The following is a 21,587-nucleotide window of genomic DNA, read 5'->3' as shown; positions in this document are numbered from 1 at the left end:
CTCCTCTCCCGCTGAATTGAAACGATTCAGCCAACATGAGAAAAAAGGCGTCACCCGACTCCATCAGTTAAGGCAAGATGACGCTGAAACGTTTCAAGAAGTCTTGCTCTTTTTTCTTCAGCACACAAGTAAAGTTGACAAATTACTTGCTGAATTTAGAGATAACGCACATTTTCTCTGCGAAGAAGAAAAAAATGCTGACGCAAAAACGCCGTCAGCTTGTCAGATTCAGCAACGTCAGCAACGTCAGCAAGCAGCATTCTTTGACTGAAATGCTATTTTGATTTTTGATGCCGATTTTGATTTGGCTCCCTGTTTATTTTCTGACAAGCGGCGTAAACTCCGCGTCTCTTCACATCATTGATATCAAAACATGCATAACACCCCCGTAGCCGCCACACCCAAGGCGTTTGATTTAACGTCTTCGGCGTTCCTGCTTGTCGCATTTCTGACGGGTATCGCCGGTGCGTTGCAGACGCCAACGCTCAGCCTTTTTCTGACGGATGAAGTCCACGCCCGTCCCGGCATGGTCGGGTTCTTTTTTACCGGTAGCGCTGTGATCGGTATTCTGGTAAGTCAGTTTCTGGCCGGACGTTCAGATAGAAAAGGCGATCGCAAGAACCTGATTGTGTTTTGCTGCGTGCTGGGGATGCTGGCCTGCGTGCTGTTTGCCTGGAATCGTAATTATTTTATCTTGCTGTTTGTCGGGGTATTCCTCAGCAGCTTTGGATCGACCGCCAACCCGCAAATGTTTGCTCTCGCCCGTGAACACGCCGACCGCACAGGTCGGGAAGCCGTCATGTTCAGCTCAATATTACGTGCACAGGTTTCGCTAGCCTGGGTAATTGGCCCGCCGCTGGCCTACGCGCTGGCCATGGGATTCAGCTTTACAGTGATGTATCTCAGCGCGGCGGTGGCGTTTGTTGTCTGCGGCGTAATGGTCTGGCTGTTTTTACCCTCAATGAGTAAAAACGTGCCTCTCGCGACAGGCGCAGTTGAGGCCCCGCGCCGCAATCGACGCGACACGTTGCTGCTGTTTGTTATCTGCACATTAATGTGGGGAACCAATAGTCTCTATATCATTAATATGCCGCTGTTTATCATCAACGAACTGCATCTGCCGGAAAAACTGGCTGGCATCATGATGGGCACCGCAGCCGGTCTGGAAATCCCGACCATGTTGATTGCTGGCTATTTTGCAAAGCGTCTGGGTAAACGTCTGTTGATGAGAATTGCCGTCGTTGCCGGATTCTTCTTTTATGCCGGTATGCTGCTGGCTCACTCTCCGGCGATATTGCTTGGCTTACAGCTGCTGAACGCGATTTACATCGGTATTCTCGGCGGGATTGGTATGCTCTATTTCCAGGACCTGATGCCGGGACAGGCGGGTTCAGCCACCACCCTCTATACGAATACCATTCGCGTGGGCTGGATTATTGCCGGATCGCTGACGGGAATTGCCGCTGAAATTTGGAACTATCACGCGGTGTTCTGGTTTGCGCTGGTGATGATCGTCGCCACCGTCGCGTGCCTGGCGCGCATCAAGGACGTTTAAGGCGCGGTTAGCGCTTCAAGCTCGATGAGATAAACCATGGCCTGGTGCGTCGTCCGCCCGCACATTTCCGCACTGGGCTGTAAACCGGCGCACACCTTTGGTCGTAGCGGCGACGCAAAAATTTTGCAACGCAGGGATTCATCCAACTGAACGCAGGGCGTATTAGCGGGCTTGCCATCAGGCATACCGGGGATGGGACTGGAGATTGAAGGCGCGGTGCAGCATGCACCACAATCCGGACGGCATTCCATACAGTACTCTCTTTATCGTAAACCATCGGATTGTGCGGGAAGGGCACAGTACCACCTTTTTTGCACCAGCAAAAGCATGAATTCCGCTTGCCTGAATGCCCCGGCGCGAGTAGTTTTACGCGATATTTTAGACACTCCTCACTACAGGATTTTTTCGATGCCAAGAGCGAACGAAATTAAAAAAGGTATGGTACTGAACTACAACGGCAAACTGCTGATTGTAAAAGATATCGATATTCAATCACCGTCCGCACGTGGTGCTGCCACGCTGTACAAAATGCGTTTTTCTGATGTGCGTACCGGTCTGAAAGTTGAAGAGCGCTTCAAAGGCGACGATATCGTGGATACCGTCACTCTGAGCCGTCGTGGCGTTGATTTCTCCTACGTCGATGGCAACGAATACATCTTTATGGATAAAGAAGACTATACCCCGTATACCTTCACCAAAGACCAGATTGAAGAAGAGCTGCTGTTCATGCCGGAAGGCGGTATGCCGGACATGCAGGTACTGACCTGGGACGGCCAACTGCTGGCGCTTGAACTGCCGCAGACTGTAGACCTGGAAATCGTTGAAACCTCACCGGGTATTAAAGGCGCTTCAGCGAGCGCGCGCAACAAGCCAGCAACCCTGAGCACCGGTCTGGTGATCCAGGTTCCTGAGTACCTAAGTGCGGGTGAAAAAATCCGTATTCATATCGAAGAACGTCGCTATATGGGCCGTGCAGATTAATTTTCTGCTGCGCAGTGACGGCAAGGGACAGCGCAGGCTGTCCCTTTTTTCATTTTCAGCGCTGGCTGCTGAGATAAAAATCATCCATCAACAATGACTCCAGATACTGTTCATCCTCTTGCATAAAACGCACTATCAGATTAACCGCCTGAGGATAAAACCCCTCGTTATCCCGCACCAGACAAGCGTCGCGAAATAACGGTGCCCAGCACAGAATATGATGATGCAAAAAGTAGTATTGCGCCGATAGCCTCTCCTCTTTAGCAACCATCCTCGCCATTAATGCCAACTGCACGGCAATATGATCGGAGGGCTCATTCTCTCTCGCTGCCAGACCTTGCTCAATCAGCAACACATTCATTTGCCGACGTTCTTCTGCCGCTGTCGTGTGTGGATAGTGCCCTGCATAGGGAGAAACACTAGCCGGCGGGGCCAGCAGAAACAGCGAGGCAAAATCTGCTGCCAGCTCCAGCTGTCGGGAGTCGCGCCGCAAAACCCGGCCCAGGCTACGCTCAAAACGTTTAACCTCGGCAGACACTCCAGGAACCGCCGCCAGTGAGGCAATCCAAGCCTGGCTATCGCCGTTTTCCAGACTGGCGAGCTGTTTTTCATCCAGCTCACGAAATAACAGTTGCGAAAACCACTGGTACACAGCCGCCCGCTGCTGATGAATTTGCTTATGCTGCACTGGTCCCCTCCTCTTTCACAATCTGCGGACCACCGAAAGCCGTCACTTGCGGGGCTTTCTGCTGATAACGCTCGACCTCCACCAGCACGGTATGCGCTGAAGGCCCCTGGGCCAATTGTGAAGTACCTATATCCGCGCTCAGCACGTTCGGGTCGCCATAGGTGCATAATGTCCCGGCTTTCCCCCCTTCCTGCGGGGAATACCACGCGCCTTCATGAATACGAATCACGCCAGGGGAAAAATCCGGACTGACAACCACGCCAGCCAGTACCTGACCACGAGCGTTATAAACGCGGGCGATATCACCGGCTTTTAAGCCACGAGCGGTGGCATCCTGTTCACTGATATAAAGCGGCTCTCTTCCGGCAACCGCATAGGTGTTGCGAAACGCCTCGCTAGAGCACAGTTGGGAATGCAGACGTTTATCCGGATGGCAGGATTGCAGATGCAGCGGGTATTTATCTTTTTTGCCACTATGGGTACGCTCAAAGGGTTCCATCCACACCGGATGCCCTGGACAATCCTCATAGGCAAAGCCCGCGATGGTTTTGCTGTAGATTTCAATCAGACCTGACGGCGTTCCCAGCGGATTCAGGTCTGGCTGGTCGCGAAACTCACCGTGCCGTACCCACGGCTGACCCGGCGGATATTCAATATATCCGTCACCCTGCCAGAACGTTGTGAAATCCGGTAATGAGACACCGAGCGACGCTCCCATCTTCACGCCTTCATCATAAAGCACCTGTATCCACTGCATTTCATCACGGTTTTCACGGTACACCGCTTCCTTGTCAAAGCGCTTACACAGCCCGGCAAACACATCAAAATCATGTCGCGCTTCATATTGCGGTTTGACGATCTGATGCAACGCCATCAACCCTTTATTCGAATGCGTACCGAACTGCTCAATATCGTTACGTTCAAAGCGGGTGGTAACGGGCAGGACGATATCGGCGAATCGGCACGACGCGGTCCATTGATGATCCAACACCACCACGGTTTCCAGCTTCTTCCACGCGTCGATCATGCGATTCCTGTCCTGCTGCGCATGAAATGGATTTGCCGCACTGTAGATCGCCATTTTGATGTCAGGCCATGTTAACGTCTCGCCGTTAAAGGCAATTTTTTTGCCCGGCTCAAGCAGGCAGTCAACGATACGTGAAGTGGGGATATGCTCCGATGCGCCGCGAAAATCCGCGTTGTACTTTGCCTGCGGGGGATTCGTGATCCCTCCCAGTCCAGAGAGCACAGGCCCGGCGGATGTTACCGTACCTCCACCGTTGTAGTGCCAGCCAAATCCTACCCCGCCGCCGGGCAAACCAATTTGACCGACCATGCTGGCCAGCACCACCAGCATCCACGGATACTGCTCACCATGGTGCATGCGTTGTACGCACCAACCGCCCATAAACTGTGTCCTGCCTTTCACCAACAGGCGGGCGAAGTCTCGAATCTGCTCTGCCGTCAGGCCGCAGATTTCTGCCGCCCATTCGGCATTTTTCGGCTGTTTATCGGCTTCGCCCAGCAGATACGGCAAAAACTGCTCAAAGCCGACGGTGTAATCGGTAATAAACGCCGTGTCGTACAATTTTTCTTCGTACAAGGTATGCGCCAGCGCCAACATTAACGCCACATCGGTTTGTGGCCGCAACGCCAACTGCTCGCAGCCAAGAAAGTTTTGCGACTTGCTACGCACCGGATCGACACTGATAACGCGCATCTTACCCTGCGCTACCGCCTCTTTAATCTGCTGCCAGTAGCCAAACGCATCGTGATCGGGAACCAAAAACTCGATCTGCAGGTTCTTGATCGGATCGCAGCCCCACAGCACGATGGTATTGCTGTTTTCAATCACCAGCGGAAGCGACGTCTGCTGCTCATAAACTTCCAGCGAACCAATCACATGCGGTAAAATGACTTGTGCCGCTGCCGCAGAATAGTCGCCGACGGTTGTCACATAGCTACCATGCAGGCCAAGTCCCCGGTCCATCGCCCCGCCCGCTTTATGGTATTTGCCCACCATCTGCCAATCGGCAAGCCCGGTAAATACGCCTGATGAGCCATAGGTTTTTTGCACCCGCTCCAGCTCTTCGTAAAACAAATCCAGCGCCTGATCCCAACTAACCCGCACAAAACGGTTATCTCCGCGCTGGCTGCGATCCGACTTCTCACGCTTACGCAACCAGTCCAGACGCACCATTGGGTAGCGCACCCGCGACGGGTTGTAAACCACTTCACGCACCGCGTTCAGCATATCGCAGGGGTATTTGTCATGTTTGAACGGACGGGTTTCGGTCCACTCACCGTTGACCACTTTGGCTTCAAAAGCGCCATAGTGCGAACCAGATTGGATCCACTGTTCGGGATTTTCCCCCGCCGCCCACACTTTTGATATCAGCGGATTAGGCGCCAGTGCGCTGGCAGCCCCCACCGCCAGCATTCCGTTGAGAAAACGGCGGCGGGACGGATTAAAGTCATGAATATCCATACATTATCCTTACTTTTTGTTGGTTTCAGACACATCGCTGGCGTGGGTCTGGAGGTATTTCAACAACGTACGTTCCTCCACCGGATTAAGCCGGTAATAGGTCGACATGGCTTTCAGTCCGGCGATCCAGCCGTTAGCGGTATATCGGGTTGTAGGAGGAGTGCTATGACAGGCGCTACAGGTGGATTGCAGCATTTGATCTGAGTACTCCCAGATTGGCGCGAGCGTGTTGATAAAGTCCTGATCGGTGGTCCAGGCGGTAACGCTCACCTGCTGCCATTCCTGATGTGAGTCAGGATCGACCTGAGTTTGTAGCACTTTTACGTTCACCATCAGGGGCTCATCGAGAACGGCGGAGAAAACGCGTTTCCCCATATACTGGGTGATCACCCGTCCGCGTCCTTTGCTTTCACGCCAGCCCGTGATTTCGAGCTGCACGTTACGGCCTTCTTTTTTCAGCACCTTGACCTCGGTGGCGGGAAATAACAGCGCCTTCCCGGCCGGACTCCCTGCCGTTGCCGCCAGTGATTTTTCGCTTAATGAGAACAACGTGGTCGCATCCGTTGGCGTATCTCCCTGACGCTGTAGTTGCTTATAGCGATCGCGAAAACCGCTGCTCATATCGGGTTTGTGATGGGCTATTCCTTTGTGACAATCGATACAGTTACTGTCTTTTGCTGCCGCTGCGGTCATTTGCGCCGCTGCATTTGCCGATTGCTTGCCATGATCCATTGCCTCATAGCTATGGCAGGATTTACACGCCGCTGAATTATTCGCGCTCATGCGCGCCCACTCCCGCTGGGCCAGCTCCGGGCGTTTGGCAGCAAACTTTTCAGGAGTATCGATAGAAGGAGAAATAAAGGTGTGATAGAGGTCGTTTAAGGCTTCAGTTTTACGAATAAGCGTTGGAATAACGCCCGGTGGAATATGACAATCCTTACACTCAGCCCGCACGCCAGATGCGTTGCGAAAATGCACGCTGGTTTTATATTCCTCTCCAGCCGTGCGCATCGAGTGACACGATAAACAAAATTCGGTGGTACTGGTGTAATGAACGCCTTGCCACGTTCCCCAAATAGCCAGGGCCATTGCCACCGCCCCAGCCAATACGCACCACAATGCGTTCTTTCTTATCCACGACATGCTTGCCTCCATTTTTTTAATAGCGACACGCTAAGGGATAATAAAAACCAAAAATAGAGACAGCGATAGCAAGTTATAGGAACAGCCACTACTCCATGAGGTGTATCAAATAGTAAAAACGAGAAATTCGTAATATAGTGGCCATATATTAATAAGGAATTCCTCATGCTTACATTAACGCTCAATAGAGAACTCCGCACTCCGCTGCAATTGCAAATTTTTCAATTTTATTTCCAGGCTATTCAGCGGGGAGATTTGCTTTGTGGCGATAAGCTTCCCTCTATTCGCGAGCAGGCTCAGGTATTGAACGTAGCCAAAATAACGGTAGTGATGGCCTATGATAAGCTTATGGCTGCAGGGTTAATCAAGAGCCGACACGGCATTGGCTATGAAGTGATATTCACAACGCCTGTACGTATAACACCAACGCTTGTGCCCGTTACCCAGGGTTCTCCGCCCACAAAACCTAAAGCTGCCGGGGTCTCTACCGATGTTTACGCCGAGCCTGGACGAGAGTGCTACTGCCGGATGGGCGTCCCCGATCCCAACGCTTTTCCCTGGTCAAGCTGGCGGAAATGGAATAATGCTCCAAGCATACTTAAAGAACAATTATTTACCCGATATCATTCACCAAATGGATTATTTTCATTGCGTGAGCAATTGGTCAGATACCTTAATTTATCCCGCGGAATTAATACCCGAGCAGAGAACATCATCATTACCAACGGGATTCAGGAGGGATTATCACTGCTCAGCCAAATATTTATTATTCATCATGCTGTCAGTCAGCAAAAAAAGTGCCATATTGTGACCGAATCCCCTTGTTATTCTGGCGCATGGCATCTTTTTAATTATTACGGTGCAGACATTACGTCAATCGCCGTAGATAACCACGGGCTGCAAACAGATAATTTACCCGAGTATGAAACCCAGCTTTGTTATGTTACTCCAGCGCATCAGTATCCGATGGGAAGTGTACTTTCGCTGGAGCGCCGTCAGTCATTATTAACGTGGGCGCAACGCGTCGGCGCTTACATCATTGAAGACGATTACGATGCCGTTTTTACCTATGGGGAAAATCCCCTTCCCGCGCTGAAAGCCATGGATTATCACAACCGGGTTATCTACATGGGGACATTTTCTAAAACGCTGGGGCCAGGCGCACGGCTTGGCTATCTTATTTGCCCTGATGAACTGCTTCCGGCGGTACAGAATATGAAAGCGCTCAATAACAACGGCAGTCAGTGGTTGTTGCAGCAATTTTTAGCCGAACTGATGCAAAATCAGGTGTTTTATACGCATCTCAGCAAGCTGGCCTGCAGCTATGCGACGCGCCTCGCCCTGTTACGCGATGGCCTTTCCACTCTGTTTCCCGAAGGGAAAATCGCTGGCGCAACGGCAGGTCTGCACCTCTCGTTACGCATTGCCAGACATACCGAATTCATCGCCAGGCTCCAACAAAGCTGCCTGTTGGCCGGGATCCGTTTCGACACTCTGCCGGATATAGAAAATGGATCAGAAGCCACATGGCGCAAAGAGAACAGCGATGCTGTTATGTTTTTTGGATTTGGTGGATTGCAGATACAGCAGATCAATAAAGTGCTGACAGTGCTGGAGCAGGCGCTTGCGCAGCCTTGATGAATAACAGGGATCGCGCCTGTCGCGCAATCCCTGCGGTTAGACTTACAGCAGGTCGCGGAACTGCGTTTGTTTCAGCGCCAGCTCAACGCCGCGGACTTCTGCCAGGCCTTTCAGGCGACCAATCGCAGAGTAGCCCGGATTAGTTTTCTTGTGCAGATCGTCAAGCATCTGGTGTCCATGATCCGGGCGCATCGGGATAGGACGCAGGTCGCCCGCCTTTTTACGCCGCTGCTCTTCGCTCAAAATGGCAGCCACCACCGATACCATATCCACATCGCCCTGCAGGTGCGCACCTTCATGGAAGGTTTTCGGGTTATCTTCACGACAGGTTGAGCGCAAGTGTGTGAAGTGGATTCGATCGCCAAAGGTTTCGATCATTTTCACCAGATCGTTATCAGCGCGCACGCCGTAAGAACCGGTGCACATGGTAAAACCGTTATTAATGCTATCGACCGTTTCTTTCAGCCACTGCATATCTTCGATAGTCGAAACGATACGTGGCAGGCCGAGGATCGGGCGCGGCGGATCGTCAGGATGCACGGCCAGACGCACGCCGACTTCTTCTGCCACTGGCACAATCGCCCGCAGGAATACCGCCATATTATCGCGCAGATCGTCCTTGCTGATGCCGTCATATTCAGCGAGACGCGCACGGAACTGATCCAGCGTATAGCCCTCTTCTGCACCTGGCAGCCCAGCAATGATATTGCGGGTCAGCTTTTCAATTTCTGCATCACTCATGGCATTGAAGTAGTCCAGCGCCTGGCGTTGTTCTTCGGCGGTATAATCCGCTTCAGCTCCCGGGCGTTGCAGAATGTGAAGTTCGAAGGCCGCAAAAGCAATCTGGTCAAAACGCAGCGCTTTGGAACCATCCGGCAGCTGATATTCGAGGTCGGTACGCGTCCAGTCGAGGATCGGCATGAAGTTATAGCACACCGTATCGATACCACAGGTCGCCAGATTACGGATACTCTGCTGATAGTTGGCAATCCACGTTTGAAATTGACCTGAACGCGTTTTGATATCTTCGTGGACAGGGATACTTTCCACCACCGACCAGGTCAGCCCTTTTTCAGCCAGAATGGCCTGACGCTGTTGAATTTCTTCTACCGGCCACACTTCACCGTTAGGAATATGGTGCAAGGCGGTCACAACACCCGTTGCGCCAGCCTGACGCACATCATCAAGCGATACCGGATCGTTAGGTCCGTACCAACGCCAGGTTTGTTCCATTGTTTCACCTCACAAGTTGTTATACCAAATTAAATCATCTTAATGACGACTACCATACAGGCATCCGTCAACCGATCAACACATTGCCGATGATTGGTTGATCAAGCTCACATTCCCCGGATAAATGAGGCACACCAATTCAATTTGTTGTCATATAACTTTATACTGCCATTGTTAATTTATGGTTAATCAGGTGTATTAAATGAAAACTATTGCCTCAGCGCCACTGGCGGAAAATGTCATGATTCCGCAATACGACCGCCAGCAATTAAAAACGCGGATTGTGCATTTTGGTTTCGGTGCTTTTCACCGCGCCCATCAGGCGTTACTAACCGACAGGGTGCTGAATGCGCAGGGTGGAGACTGGGGTATTTGTGAGATCAGTCTGTTCAGCGGCGATCGACTGATGAGCCAACTGCGCGAACAGGATCATTTATTTACCGTGCTGGAAAAAGGGGCCAACGGCAACCAGCCAATTGTTATCGGCGCCGTCAACGAATGTCTCAACGCCAGGCTGGATTCGCTGGCGGCCATTATCGAAAAATTCTGCGAACCTCAGGTGGCTATTGTCTCGCTAACCATCACAGAAAAAGGCTACTGCATCGATCCGGCGACAGGCTCGTTAGACCTCAGTAATCCACGTATTGCTCACGATCTGCAAACACCGACTGAACCGCACTCTGCCCCCGGAATTATTGTTGAAGCCCTACACCGCCGACGTGAACGCGGGCTACAGCCGTTTACCGTCCTCTCTTGCGATAACATCCCGGACAATGGTCATGTGGTAAAAAACGCCGTCCTTGGAATGGCGGAGAAACGTTCACCAGAACTGGCAACCTGGATTCAGGAACATGTCAGTTTCCCAGGCACCATGGTCGACCGCATTGTCCCTGCCGCCACTGAAGAGTCACTGGCCGAAATTGCCCGCGAGCTGGGGGTTGCCGATCCTTGCGCAATCAGCTGCGAACCGTTTATCCAGTGGGTGATTGAAGATAATTTTGTGTGTGGCCGCCCACAATGGGAAACGGCGGGCGTCCAGATGGTCGAAAATGTGTTGCCGTGGGAACAAATGAAACTGCGGATGCTGAACGGCAGTCATTCGTTTCTTGCTTATCTCGGCTATCTGGCCGGGTTTCAGCACATCAGCGACTGTATGCAGGACAGCGCTTTTCGTGAAGCCGCTTACCGCCTGATGCTCAACGAACAGGCACCTACGCTGCAAATTACCGATGTGGATTTAGACCAGTATGCCCTAAGCCTGTTGGAGCGTTTTGCCAACCCAGCGTTGAAACATAAAACCTGGCAAATCGCGATGGACGGTAGCCAGAAATTACCCCAGCGCATGTTGGAAGGGATCCGCGTACATTTAGCCCGCCAAAGTGAGTGGCCACTGCTGGCGCTCGGCGTCGCAGGCTGGATGCGTTATGTGAGCGGCGTGGATGATTCAGGCACCGCTATTGATGTTCGTGACCCGTTGAGTGAGAAAATTGCCGCTCTGGTTAAACAGAGCACAGAGTCAGAACGCGTCAACGCCCTGCTTTCGCTGCGCGAGATTTTCGCCACCGATCTCGTACAGAATCCGCAGTTTGTCGCGGCCATTCAGCAGGCCTGGCAACGCATTGCCCAATACGGTGCGCATCAGGCTGTCATTGAGACGTTAAAAAGTTAACGATTTCTGCCATTAAGCAGGACGAAGCGCCTCTTCGTCCTCTCCCCCCTTCTCTTTTTCCCCGTTTTTCGCCAGGATTGTTAAATGCCATTACGGTAATTTATGATTCTGGAGTAAATGTGACTAAAACCAATCTCATCACCGGTTTTCTCGGCAGTGGCAAAACCACCTCTATTCTTCATTTATTGGCAAACAAAGATCCTGCTGAGAAGTGGGCCGTGCTGGTTAATGAGTTTGGCGAAGTTGGCATTGATGGCGCGTTGCTGGCCGACAGCGGTGCGCTGCTAAAAGAGATCCCCGGCGGCTGTATGTGCTGTGTTAACGGCCTGCCAATGCAGGTTGGCCTCAATACGCTGCTGCGTCAGGGAAAACCCGACCGTCTGCTGATTGAACCCACTGGCCTCGGGCATCCCAAACAGATTCTGGATTTACTCACTGCACCGGTTTATGAGCCGTGGATCGATCTGCGCGCAACCCTCTGTATCCTTGATCCTCGCCTGTTACTGGATGAGAAAAGCGTCGCCAATGACAATTTCCGCGATCAGCTGGCCGCCGCTGATATCATTGTTGCCAACAAAACCGACCGTGCCACGACGGAAAGCGAAAACGCCCTGCAAAGCTGGTGGCAACACTACGGCGGTAATCGCCAGTTAGTTCATGCCGACCATGGGCAAATTGACGGACAGCTACTGGATTTGCCCCGACTAAACCTGGCGGAGCTTCCTGCAAGCGCGGAGCACGCCCATAGCCATGCCAACAAAAAGGGGCTGGCAGCGTTGAGCTTACCCGCACAGCAGCGCTGGCGTCGTAGCCTGAACAGCGGTCAGGGCCATCAGGCCTGCGGTTGGATTTTTGACGCCGATACAGTGTTCGATACCATCGGTCTGCTGGAATGGTCGCGTCTTGCTCCTGTTGGACGCGTGAAGGGGGTAATGCGTATTAAAGAAGGACTGGTACGCATTAACCGCCAGGGAGACGACTGGCATATAGAGACGCAAAACGTCGCACCACCCGATAGCCGTATTGAACTCATCGCCGATACCGAGACCGACTGGAATGCGTTACAGAGCGCGTTGTTGAGACTTCGTTTAGACGCTAGCGCGTAAGGTTGCCTTCGTTTTTAGCAATGGTAAACGACGATGAAAACCCGATACCCTTCAATCCTCCTGCTAAATATTGCGGGCCTGGCACTGTTTATGTCCTGGTATATTCCAGTCGGGCATGGGTTATGGTCTTCACTGGATACGGGCGTTTTCCGCTTCTTTAATCATAAACTGGTGGAAAGCCCACTGTTCTTATGGGTTGTTGCTATTACCAATAATCGGGCATTTGATGGCTGCTCATTGCTGGCTATGGGCGCATTGATGCTGCACTTTTGGCTCAAAGAGACGTCGGAAGGTCGCCGACGTATTGTGGCTATCGGTTTGGTTATGCTGCTCACCGCAGTGGTATTAAATCAGCTGGGCCAGGCGCTTATTCCCGTTAAACGCGCCAGCCCGACCCTGATGCTGGATAATATTTATCGCGTCAGCGAACTGCTGCATATTCCGACCAAAGATGCGTCGAGAGACAGTTTTCCTGGCGATCACGGCATGATGCTGCTTATTTTTTCCGCATTTATGCTGCGTTATTTCGGAAAAGTCGCAGGAATAATCGGCCTTATTATTGTTGTGGTTTTTGCCTTTCCACGCGTAATGATTGGCGCTCACTGGCTCACTGATATCGTGGTTGGTTCCATGACGGTGGTCTTGATTGGCCTTCCCTGGTGGCTAATGACGCCATTAAGTGACCGATTAGTCACTCTGTTCGTGAATTATCTCCCCGGCAAAAACAAACAATTTTTAAACAAATAACGCAGAGTAATTAACATCATCAGGGATACTTCTGATTCCCTGATGATGCCGGGCAATATTTCATCATTCTGATTGTCATTCCCTTGTCATCTTATTCATGTTTAAAATGAGTAGGTTGCGTATTTTTTACCCTGATTGTTCTTAATTTAGACAATGCCGTTTATTCACTTTCTGTATCAATTTTTCTTATAAGAAATCACGTAAAATCACTCGCATTGGCCGGAACGATCGGGTAATCTCGAACTCGTTTTGCCTCGCGGGATAATTATTCCCTTTCAGAATAAATTTGTGCGTTCTGCCACAGATTTGACCTTAAGGAATTGTCTCATCGTGCGATGGTAATTAGTCTCGTCACGTTTGGCATTTTTTATAACGATATTTATCGTTAAGGACTTCAAGGGAAAACAAACAAAATGGTCAAATCTCAACCGATTTTGAGATATATCTTGCGGGGCATACCCGCGATAGCAGTTGCGGTTCTGCTTTCTGCATGTAGCACAACGAACACCGCCAAGAATATGCATTCTGAGACGCATGCTGTGGGCAATGGAGATAACTCTTCACTGCAAGCCTCTCAGGATGAATTTGAAAATATGGTACGTAATATCGATGTTAAATCACGTATTATGGACCAGTATGCTGACTGGAAAGGCGTGCGTTACCGCCTTGGCGGCAGCACCAAAAAAGGTATTGATTGCTCAAGCTTCGTGCAGCGTACATTCCGCGAGCAATTTGGTTTAGAGCTTCCGCGCTCAACCTATGAACAGCAGGAAACGGGAAAATCCGTTTCGCGCACTAATCTGCGCACAGGCGATCTGGTTCTGTTCCGTGCTGGCTCTACCGGCCGTCACGTCGGTATTTATATCGGTAACAACCAGTTTGTACATGCCTCGACCAGCAGTGGCGTTATCATTTCCAGCATGAACGAGCCTTACTGGAAAAAACGCTACAACGAAGCTCGCCGGGTTCTGAGCCGCAGTTAGTTTCGTTTGGCAGCTATCCCTTGGCTATCCTGATGAGACATTCCAAAAGCACTGCTTCGGCGGTGCTTTTTTGTTTCCCCCTGCGACTAAGAAAAATCTCACAACATGAGTCATTTCAGGTTATATTCATACAGAGTAAGCGGTTAAATCAGGTAAAATAAGGATCTATGTTCAGACGCTCTTCTTCATCCGGTCGGAAAATCCTGCTTTCCTGTATGTTAACGGGGCTTATCGTCGCAATACTCGTGAGTACCCTGCAGTTTTTCGTCACCTGGCATAAACGAGAAGTTAAGTACGACACGCTCCTTGCCGATATCCAGAATTACGTCAGCAGCTACTTCACCGACCTCAAAACCACCACCGATGCCCTTCAGCCGCTGGTTGCCAACAGTTGCCAACAAGTCAGCGCTAAACTGACCTCCAGTGCAGCCTTTAGCCTGAACGTTCGCGCTTTCTTACTGGTAAAAGACGGCATCGCTTTCTGCTCTTCCGCAACAGGTTCCATGTTCACTCCGATTTTAGATTTGATCCCGAACCTCGATATCAGCAGAGATATTGATGTGGAATTACTTCCCGGTACGCCCATGATGCCGGACAAACCAGCGATCATGATTTGGCACCGAAACGCGTCGTTCAATGATAGCGGCGTATTTACCTCACTGAATATCAATCTGGCGCCTTACCTACTCTATACCGCCCGGCAGGATGATTTTGACGGTATTGCTATTATCGTCGGTAATACCGCAATTTCGACATTCTCATCGCGAATCATCGATGTCTCCGCTCTTCCTCATACCTCCTGGCGGCAGGCCACTCTTGAAGGGATCCCGCTTAAAATTCGCTTATACGCACAAGAGTGGAACTATACCGACGTCTGGTATTCTATTTTGTTGGGATGTATGGCCGGGATTATTGCCTCCCTTCTCCTCTGGTACTACATCTACAGCATCCGTTTACGCCCAGGCAAAGATATCCTCAACGCCATCAAACATAACCAGTTTTATGTGGTGTACCAGCCCGTCGTAGAGATGCAAACGCTGGAAGTGAAAGGCGTCGAGGTCCTGTTACGTTGGAATCACCCAACAACGGGCGAGATCCCACCGGATGCCTTTATTCATTACGCTGAATCACAGAAAATGATCGTCCCACTGACTCAGCATCTCTTTAGGTTGATCGCCCAGGATGCCCCGACACTGCAAAAAGTGTTACCCGCTGGGGCAAAATTAGGGATCAATATCGCGCCATCACATCTGCATGGCGAGACGTTTAAAGACGACATTCGCCACCTACAGGCCTCGCTTCCCGCAAACTATTTTCAGATAGTACTGGAAATCACAGAACGAGATATGCTCAATCAGCACGAGGCCACAAAGCTATTTGAATGGCTGCATTCCGCAGGTTTTGAAATTGCGATTGATGATTTTGGCACCGGCCATAGCGCGCTTATTTATCTGGAACGCTTTACCGTTGACTACCTGAAAATCGATCGCGGATTTATTAACGCCATTGGGACGGAAACACTGACTTCTCCGGTACTGGACGCCGTGTTGACACTTTCTAAACGTCTTAATATGCTGACGGTTGCGGAAGGGGTAGAAACTCCTGAGCAAGCCCGTTGGCTGCGCGATCGTGGGGTGCATTTTTTCCAGGGGTACTGGATTAGCCGACCATTACAGCTTGCTGATTTTGTGCGTTGGATGGCACAGCCCAATAAGCCGACGTGGTGATCGCAGTATGCGATTCATATACTCTCACTCGCCGCTACATCCCTTATCTTTCAGGCATGATGCCCGTCGGGTTGTGGCAGGAAAAGGAAATCACTTTTATATGATCCCTCGCGTACTGCTACTGTTTATTACCCTCATCGGGTTTAGCGCCCAGGCGCAATCCATCAAAGAAAGCTATGCTTTTGCCGTACTGGGTGAGCCGAAGTACGCATTTAACTTTAATCACTTCGATTATGTTAATCCCGCAGCCCCTAAAGGTGGTCAAATCACCCTGTCCGCCATTGGCACATTTGACAACTTCAACCGCTATGCAATGCGCGGTAACCCCGGCGCACGTACCGAAACGCTTTACGATACGCTGTTTACCACCTCTGACGATGAACCTGGTAGCTATTACCCGCTCATTGCCGACAGCGCACGCTATGCTGACGACTATTCCTGGGTAGAAATTGCCATTAATCCACGCGCGCGTTTTCACGATGGCTCACCCATTACCGCCCGCGACGTCGCATTCACCTTCCACAAATTTATGACTGAAGGCGTGCCGCAGTTTCGTCTGGTCTACAAGGGAACAACGGTAAAAGCCATCGCGCCATTAACCGTACGCATTGAATTAGCCAAACCGGGTAAAGAGGACATGCTCAGCCTGTTTTCATTACCCGTGATGCCAGAGAAGTACTGGAAAGATCATAAGCTCAGCGATCCCTTATCATCGCCACCGCTCGCCAGCGGCCCTTATCGCATTACCAAATGGAAGATGGGCCAGTATATTGTCTATTCGCGCGTCAAAGATTATTGGGCCGCTAATCTGCCCGTCAATCGTGGACGCTGGAACTTTGATACCATCCGCTACGACTACTATCTGGATGATAACGTCGCCTTTGAAGCGTTTAAGGCCGGTGCGTTTGATCTGCGTCTTGAAAATGATGCCAAAAACTGGGCGACGCGTTATACCGGGAAAAATTTCGCGAATCATTACATCATCAAAGATGAGCAAAAAAACGAGTCCGCGCAGGATACCCGCTGGCTGGCATTTAATATTCAGCGTCCGGTATTCAGCGACCGACGGGTGCGGGAAGCCATCACGCTGGCCTTTGATTTTGAATGGATGAATAAAGCGCTGTTCTATAATGCCTGGAGCCGGACCAACAGCTATTTTCAGAATACCGAATATGCCGCGACAAAATACCCCGACGCGGATGAGTTGGTGATACTCGCGCCCTTGAAAAAGGATCTCCCCCCTGAGGTCTTTAGCCAAATCTATCAGCCGCCAAAATCAAAAGGCGATGGCTACGACCGCGACAACCTGTTGAAAGCCGATGCCTTACTGGAACAGGCCGGATGGGTACTAAAGGGTCAGCAGCGCGTAAACAGCGCCAGCGGTAAACCTCTGAGCTTTGAACTGTTGCTCCCTGCGGGCAGCAACAGTCAGTGGGTGCTGCCGTTCCAGCACAACCTGCAACGCTTAGGTATTACCATGAATATCCGCCAGGTGGATAACTCACAAATCACGAACCGCCTGCGCAGTCGCGACTATGACATGATGCCGAGGTTGTATCGTGCGATGCCGTGGCCGAGTTCGGACCTGCAAATTCTGTGGGCCTCTCAATATATTGATTCCAGCTACAACGCCCCCGGCGTACAAAGCCCGGTGATTGATAAACTGATCGACCAAATCATCGCGGCGCAAGGCGATAAAGCCAAATTGATCCCACTGGGCCGGGTGCTGGACAGGGTATTAACCTGGAACTACTACATGTTGCCTATGTGGTTTATGGCAGAGGATCGCATTGCATGGTGGGATAAATTTTCACATCCTGCTATTCGCCCAATTTATACTATTGGCCTCGACAACTGGTGGTATGACGTCAACAAAGCGGCGAAGCTGCCCGCAGCCAGGCGGCAGGGAGAATAAATGGGCGCTTATCTGATTCGACGTCTGCTGCTGGTGATCCCAACGCTTTGGGCCATCATCACCATCAACTTTTTTATCGTGCAGATAGCCCCCGGCGGTCCAGTTGAACAGGCCGTCGCCGCCATTGAGTTCGGGCAAAGCGGGGCATTACCCGGCGCGGGTAGCGAAGGCGTTCGTGCCAGCCACGCGCAAACCGGCGTGGGTAACATCAGCGACAGTAATTATCGAGGCGGCCGGGGTCTGGACCCGGAAGTGATCGCCGAAATCACTCGCCGCTATGGGTTCGATAAGCCCATTCATGAGCGTTACTTCAAAATGCTCTGGGATTACATTCGTTTCGATTTCGGTGACAGCCTGTTTCGTAGCGCCTCGGTGCTGACGCTTATCAAAGACAGCCTGCCTGTTTCCGTCACGCTGGGGCTGTGGAGTACGCTCATCATCTACCTGGTGTCGATACCGCTTGGGATCCGCAAAGCGGTGCATAACGGCAGCCGGTTTGATGTCTGGAGCAGCGCATTTATTATTATCGGCTATGCCATACCGGCCTTTCTGTTTGCCATTTTGCTGATCGTCTTTTTTGCCGGGGGAAGCTACTACGACCTGTTCCCGCTTCGCGGGCTGGTATCCGCCAATTTTGACTCCCTGCCCTGGTATCAGAAAGTAACCGACTACCTTTGGCATATTACCCTGCCGGTGCTGGCGACGGTGGTTGGTGGGTTTGCCGCGCTGACTATGTTGACCAAGAACTCATTTCTGGATGAGGTGCGCAAACAATATGTCGTCACCGCACGCGCTAAAGGGGTCAGCGAGAAAAATATTCTGTGGAAACATGTGTTTCGCAATGCCATGTTGCTGGTGATCGCCGGCTTCCCGGCAACGTTTATCAGCATGTTTTTTACCGGCTCACTGCTGATTGAAGTGATGTTCTCACTTAACGGCCTGGGATTGCTGGGTTATGAATCTACCGTATCACGCGACTACCCGGTAATGTTTGGCACGCTTTATATCTTCACCCTGATCGGTCTGCTGCTGAATATCCTCAGCGACATCAGCTATACGCTGGTCGATCCTCGTATTGATTTTGAGGGACGCTAATGTCGCGATTAAGCCCCGTCAATCAGGCCCGCTGGGCGCGCTTTCGCCACAACCGTCGCGGCTACTGGTCGCTGTGGATTTTTCTGGTGCTGTTCGGCCTTAGCCTGTGTTCAGAACTGATTGCCAATGATAAGCCGCTACTGGTGCGCTACGACAATAGCTGGTATTTCCCCCTGTTCAAAAACTACAGTGAAAGCGACTTCGGCGGACCGCTGGCGACTCAGGCTGATTTTCAGGACCCGTGGCTACAACAGCGCCTAGAAAACCAGGGCTGGATCCTGTGGGCACCAATACGCTTTGGGGCCACCAGCATTAACTTTGCCACCGATAAGCCCTTCCCTTCCCCGCCTTCCGCACAAAACTGGCTGGGAACAGACGCTAACGGCGGTGATGTACTGGCACGCATCCTCTACGGCACACGTATTTCTGTCTTGTTTGGTCTAATGCTCACCCTCTGTTCGAGCGTGATGGGCATTATGGCTGGCGCAATTCAGGGCTATTATGGCGGCAAGGTGGATCTGTGGGGGCAACGATTCATTGAAGTTTGGTCAGGAATGCCAACGCTGTTTCTCATCATTCTATTGTCGAGTGTGGTCCAGCCTAACTTCTGGTGGCTGCTGGGCATTACCGTATTGTTTGGATGGATGAGCCTGGTTGGCGTGGTGCGCGCGGAATTTTTACGTACCCGAAACTTTGATTACATTCGAGCCGCTCAAGCGCTAGGCGTAAGCGATCGCAGTATTATTCTGCGTCATATGCTGCCCAACGCGATGGTCGCGGCCCTGACTTTTTTACCGTTTATTTTATGCGCCTCGATAACTACTCTGACCTCACTGGATTTTCTTGGGTTCGGTTTACCGCTTGGCTCGCCATCACTGGGAGAACTCCTGTTGCAGGGTAAAAACAACCTGCAGGCACCGTGGCTTGGCATCACCGCGTTCATCTCCGTTGCCCTGCTACTATCGCTACTGATCTTTATTGGTGAAGCGGTACGCGATGCGTTTGATCCCAACAAGGCGATTTAAAATGACACAACCTCTGTTAGCCATTGAGAATTTATCGGTAGGTTTTCGTCAACAAGAGACCGTGCGCACCGTAGTCAATGCCCTCTCACTACGGGTTGATGCCGGACAAACGCTGGCGCTGGTGGGTGAATCTGGCTCGGGTAAAAGCGTGACCGCGCTTTCTATCCTACGGTTGTTACCGTCTCCTCCGGTAGTTTACCCTTCCGGGGACATCCGTTTTCATGGTGAATCATTACTTCACGCCAACGAGCAGACGCTTCGCGGCGTACGGGGGAATAAAATCGCCATGATTTTCCAGGAGCCGATGGTGTCACTGAACCCGCTCCACAATCTGGAAAAACAGCTTTATGAAGTGCTGTCGCTGCATAGGGGAATGCGTCGGGAGGCGGCGCGGGCAGAAATCCTGACCTGCCTGGATCGCGTTGGCATCCGTCAGGCAGCCAAACGTCTCGCAGATTACCCGCACCAGCTGTCCGGCGGTGAACGCCAGCGCGTGATGATCGCCATGGCGTTGCTAACACGACCGGAGTTGCTTATTGCCGATGAACCGACCACCGCGCTGGACGTTTCCGTCCAGGCACAGATCCTGCAACTGCTGAGAGAACTACAGCGCGAGCTGAACATGGGATTACTGTTCATCACCCACAACCTGAGCATTGTGAAAAAGCTGGCCGATACCGTGGCGGTCATGCAAAACGGCCAGTGCGTTGAGCAAAATCGAGCAGCACAGCTGTTGGCTGCTACAACGCATCCCTACACGCAGAAATTGTTAAACAGCGAACCTTCCGGCGATCCGGTGCCTGTACCTGCTGGGCAAGCTCCGCTGCTGGAGGTAGAAAAACTCCGCGTCGCCTTTCCTATCCGCAAAGGTATCCTGAAACGCGTGGTGGACCATAACGTCGTCGTTAACGACGTCAGTTTTTCCCTCCGGCCCGGTGAAACGCTGGGGCTGGTTGGAGAGTCAGGCTCCGGAAAAAGCACTACCGGACTGGCGCTTCTGCGGCTAATCACCTCGCAGGGAAGCATTGTGTTCGATGGTCTGGCATTGCATACCTTAAATCGACGCCAGCTGTTGCCGGTCCGTCACCGTATTCAGGTGGTATTTCAGGATCCCAACTCCTCGCTAAACCCACGCCTGAGCGTGCTACAGATTATCGAGGAGGGGTTGCGCGTTCATCAGCCTACCCTGTCAGCCGAACAACGCGAGGCACAGGTGAAAGCGGTGATGGCGGAAGTGGGATTGGATAGCGAAACGCGACATCGTTATCCTGCGGAGTTTTCTGGTGGGCAACGCCAACGCATTGCTATTGCCAGAGCATTGATTCTCAAACCTTCCCTGATCATTCTGGATGAACCAACATCGTCGCTCGACAGGACCGTACAGGCGCAAATCCTGACGTTGTTAAAGTCCTTACAGGAAAAGCATCGGCTAGCTTATATTTTTATCAGCCATGATTTGCACGTAGTACGCGCGTTATGCCATCAGGTTATTGTGCTACGTCAGGGAGAGGTCGTGGAGCAAGGGCAATGCGAGCACGTATTTAACGCGCCACAGCAAGCCTATACGCGTCAGCTGCTCGCGCTAAGCTGA

At 51.6% G+C, this 21,587-nt stretch carries 18 protein-coding genes; 13 read left to right on the top strand and 5 right to left on the bottom strand.

The features are described from left to right. Positions 1–16 precede the first annotated feature (16 nt). Together OGX89_RS10580 and setB are read left to right on the top strand one after the other, a co-directional pair. On the top strand, positions 17–271 hold the full coding sequence (locus OGX89_RS10580) for a hypothetical protein (protein ID WP_185879270.1): 255 nt from the start codon (positions 17–19) through the stop codon (positions 269–271). A gap of 102 nt (positions 272–373) precedes the next feature. After that, positions 374–1,555 (top strand): sugar efflux transporter SetB, encoded by a 1,182-nt coding sequence (setB, locus tag OGX89_RS10575; protein ID WP_286560387.1) that lies wholly within the window; start codon positions 374–376, stop codon positions 1,553–1,555. Here setB and OGX89_RS10570 read toward each other — a convergent pair. Next, entirely contained in the window at positions 1,552–1,806 is a 255-nt protein-coding gene (locus OGX89_RS10570) for a YkgJ family cysteine cluster protein (RefSeq protein ID WP_081364641.1), read from the bottom strand. The genes setB and OGX89_RS10570 overlap by 4 nt on opposite strands. Positions 1,807–1,963: 157 nt before the next feature. On the opposite strand from OGX89_RS10570, the gene yeiP reads away from it, so the two are divergent. After that, on the top strand, positions 1,964–2,536 hold the full coding sequence (gene yeiP / locus OGX89_RS10565) for an elongation factor P-like protein YeiP (protein ID WP_003027452.1): 573 nt from the start codon (positions 1,964–1,966) through the stop codon (positions 2,534–2,536). Between the two features lie 55 nt (positions 2,537–2,591). Here yeiP and torD read toward each other — a convergent pair whose 3' ends face one another. Genes torD through torC form a run of 3 tightly spaced genes read right to left on the bottom strand, consistent with a single transcriptional unit; the run spans position 2,592 to position 6,855 of the window. Further along, positions 2,592–3,224 carry a molecular chaperone TorD gene (gene torD, locus OGX89_RS10560; protein ID WP_063940528.1) on the bottom strand — a complete coding sequence of 211 codons (633 nt, stop codon included), beginning with the start codon at positions 3,222–3,224 and terminating at the stop codon, positions 2,592–2,594. Then, positions 3,214–5,712: a trimethylamine-N-oxide reductase TorA gene (torA, locus tag OGX89_RS10555; RefSeq protein WP_279890775.1), complete on the bottom strand. Its 2,499-nt coding sequence runs from the start codon at positions 5,710–5,712 to the stop codon at positions 3,214–3,216. The genes torD and torA overlap by 11 nt, the downstream gene beginning before the upstream one ends. 9 nt (positions 5,713–5,721) lie before the next feature. After that, positions 5,722–6,855: a pentaheme c-type cytochrome TorC gene (torC, locus tag OGX89_RS10550; protein WP_125112607.1), complete on the bottom strand. Its 1,134-nt coding sequence runs from the start codon at positions 6,853–6,855 to the stop codon at positions 5,722–5,724. A 165-nt stretch (positions 6,856–7,020) separates the two neighbouring features. Between torC and pdxR the strand changes: the two genes are divergently transcribed. Beyond that, positions 7,021–8,493 carry a MocR-like pyridoxine biosynthesis transcription factor PdxR gene (gene pdxR, locus OGX89_RS10545; RefSeq protein ID WP_003834556.1) on the top strand — a complete coding sequence of 491 codons (1,473 nt, stop codon included), beginning with the start codon at positions 7,021–7,023 and terminating at the stop codon, positions 8,491–8,493. A 45-nt stretch (positions 8,494–8,538) separates the two neighbouring features. Here the strand turns inward: pdxR and uxuA are convergent, their stop codons facing one another. After that, the gene (uxuA, locus tag OGX89_RS10540; protein ID WP_063940532.1) at positions 8,539–9,729 is read right to left on the bottom strand and encodes a mannonate dehydratase; all 1,191 of its coding nucleotides are present in this window, start codon (positions 9,727–9,729) and stop codon (positions 8,539–8,541) included. 202 nt (positions 9,730–9,931) lie between these two features. On the opposite strand from uxuA, the gene OGX89_RS10535 reads away from it, so the two are divergent. From OGX89_RS10535 to yejF, 9 genes are all read left to right on the top strand, one after another. Then, complete coding sequence (locus OGX89_RS10535; RefSeq protein WP_003834561.1) at positions 9,932–11,398, top strand: mannitol dehydrogenase family protein; 1,467 nt, start codon at positions 9,932–9,934, stop codon at positions 11,396–11,398. 119 nt (positions 11,399–11,517) lie between these two features. Continuing rightward, entirely contained in the window at positions 11,518–12,504 is a 987-nt protein-coding gene (locus tag OGX89_RS10530) for a CobW family GTP-binding protein (RefSeq protein WP_003834563.1), read from the top strand. Positions 12,505–12,537: 33 nt separating this feature from the next. Continuing rightward, complete coding sequence (locus tag OGX89_RS10525) at positions 12,538–13,251, top strand: phosphatase PAP2 family protein (protein WP_125112608.1); 714 nt, start codon at positions 12,538–12,540, stop codon at positions 13,249–13,251. A gap of 413 nt (positions 13,252–13,664) precedes the next feature. Beyond that, on the top strand, positions 13,665–14,234 hold the full coding sequence (mepS, locus tag OGX89_RS10520; RefSeq protein WP_003834567.1) for a bifunctional murein DD-endopeptidase/murein LD-carboxypeptidase: 570 nt from the start codon (positions 13,665–13,667) through the stop codon (positions 14,232–14,234). Positions 14,235–14,401: 167 nt separating this feature from the next. Further along, a complete protein-coding gene (locus OGX89_RS10515; protein ID WP_125112609.1) occupies positions 14,402–15,961 on the top strand; it encodes a cyclic di-GMP phosphodiesterase in 1,560 nt (519 codons plus the stop codon). A 100-nt stretch (positions 15,962–16,061) separates the two neighbouring features. Further along, complete coding sequence (locus OGX89_RS10510; protein ID WP_003834571.1) at positions 16,062–17,876, top strand: extracellular solute-binding protein; 1,815 nt, start codon at positions 16,062–16,064, stop codon at positions 17,874–17,876. Next, entirely contained in the window at positions 17,877–18,971 is a 1,095-nt protein-coding gene (locus tag OGX89_RS10505; protein WP_003834575.1) for a microcin C ABC transporter permease YejB, read from the top strand. It abuts the gene before it with no gap. Next, entirely contained in the window at positions 18,971–19,996 is a 1,026-nt protein-coding gene (locus OGX89_RS10500; protein WP_125112610.1) for an ABC transporter permease, read from the top strand. The genes OGX89_RS10505 and OGX89_RS10500 overlap by 1 nt, the downstream gene beginning before the upstream one ends. A 1-nt stretch (position 19,997) precedes the next feature. Further along, entirely contained in the window at positions 19,998–21,587 is a 1,590-nt protein-coding gene (gene yejF, locus OGX89_RS10495; RefSeq protein WP_125112611.1) for a microcin C ABC transporter ATP-binding protein YejF, read from the top strand.

Origin of the sequence: Citrobacter sp. Cpo103 (assembly GCF_030332605.1) — a bacterium.
In the GTDB taxonomy this organism is placed as follows: Bacteria; Pseudomonadota; Gammaproteobacteria; order Enterobacterales; family Enterobacteriaceae; genus Citrobacter; species Citrobacter portucalensis.
Note: the sequence above shows the minus strand (reverse complement) of the source record. Positions and strands in the feature narration are given on the sequence as shown.

Coding starts and splice junctions, on each gene's coding strand:
- setB (WP_286560387.1), top strand. CDS start 374: ATGCATAACACCCCCGTAGCCGCCACACCCAAGGCGTTTGATTTAACG.
- OGX89_RS10570 (WP_081364641.1), bottom strand. CDS start 1,806: ATGGAATGCCGTCCGGATTGTGGTGCATGCTGCACCGCGCCTTCAATC.
- yeiP (WP_003027452.1), top strand. CDS start 1,964: ATGCCAAGAGCGAACGAAATTAAAAAAGGTATGGTACTGAACTACAAC.
- torA (WP_279890775.1), bottom strand. CDS start 5,712: ATGGATATTCATGACTTTAATCCGTCCCGCCGCCGTTTTCTCAACGGA.
- torC (WP_125112607.1), bottom strand. CDS start 6,855: ATGTCGTGGATAAGAAAGAACGCATTGTGGTGCGTATTGGCTGGGGCG.
- pdxR (WP_003834556.1), top strand. CDS start 7,021: ATGCTTACATTAACGCTCAATAGAGAACTCCGCACTCCGCTGCAATTG.
- uxuA (WP_063940532.1), bottom strand. CDS start 9,729: ATGGAACAAACCTGGCGTTGGTACGGACCTAACGATCCGGTATCGCTT.
- OGX89_RS10535 (WP_003834561.1), top strand. CDS start 9,932: ATGAAAACTATTGCCTCAGCGCCACTGGCGGAAAATGTCATGATTCCG.
- OGX89_RS10525 (WP_125112608.1), top strand. CDS start 12,538: ATGAAAACCCGATACCCTTCAATCCTCCTGCTAAATATTGCGGGCCTG.
- mepS (WP_003834567.1), top strand. CDS start 13,665: ATGGTCAAATCTCAACCGATTTTGAGATATATCTTGCGGGGCATACCC.
- OGX89_RS10515 (WP_125112609.1), top strand. CDS start 14,402: ATGTTCAGACGCTCTTCTTCATCCGGTCGGAAAATCCTGCTTTCCTGT.
- OGX89_RS10510 (WP_003834571.1), top strand. CDS start 16,062: ATGATCCCTCGCGTACTGCTACTGTTTATTACCCTCATCGGGTTTAGC.
- OGX89_RS10505 (WP_003834575.1), top strand. CDS start 17,877: ATGGGCGCTTATCTGATTCGACGTCTGCTGCTGGTGATCCCAACGCTT.
- OGX89_RS10500 (WP_125112610.1), top strand. CDS start 18,971: ATGTCGCGATTAAGCCCCGTCAATCAGGCCCGCTGGGCGCGCTTTCGC.
- yejF (WP_125112611.1), top strand. CDS start 19,998: ATGACACAACCTCTGTTAGCCATTGAGAATTTATCGGTAGGTTTTCGT.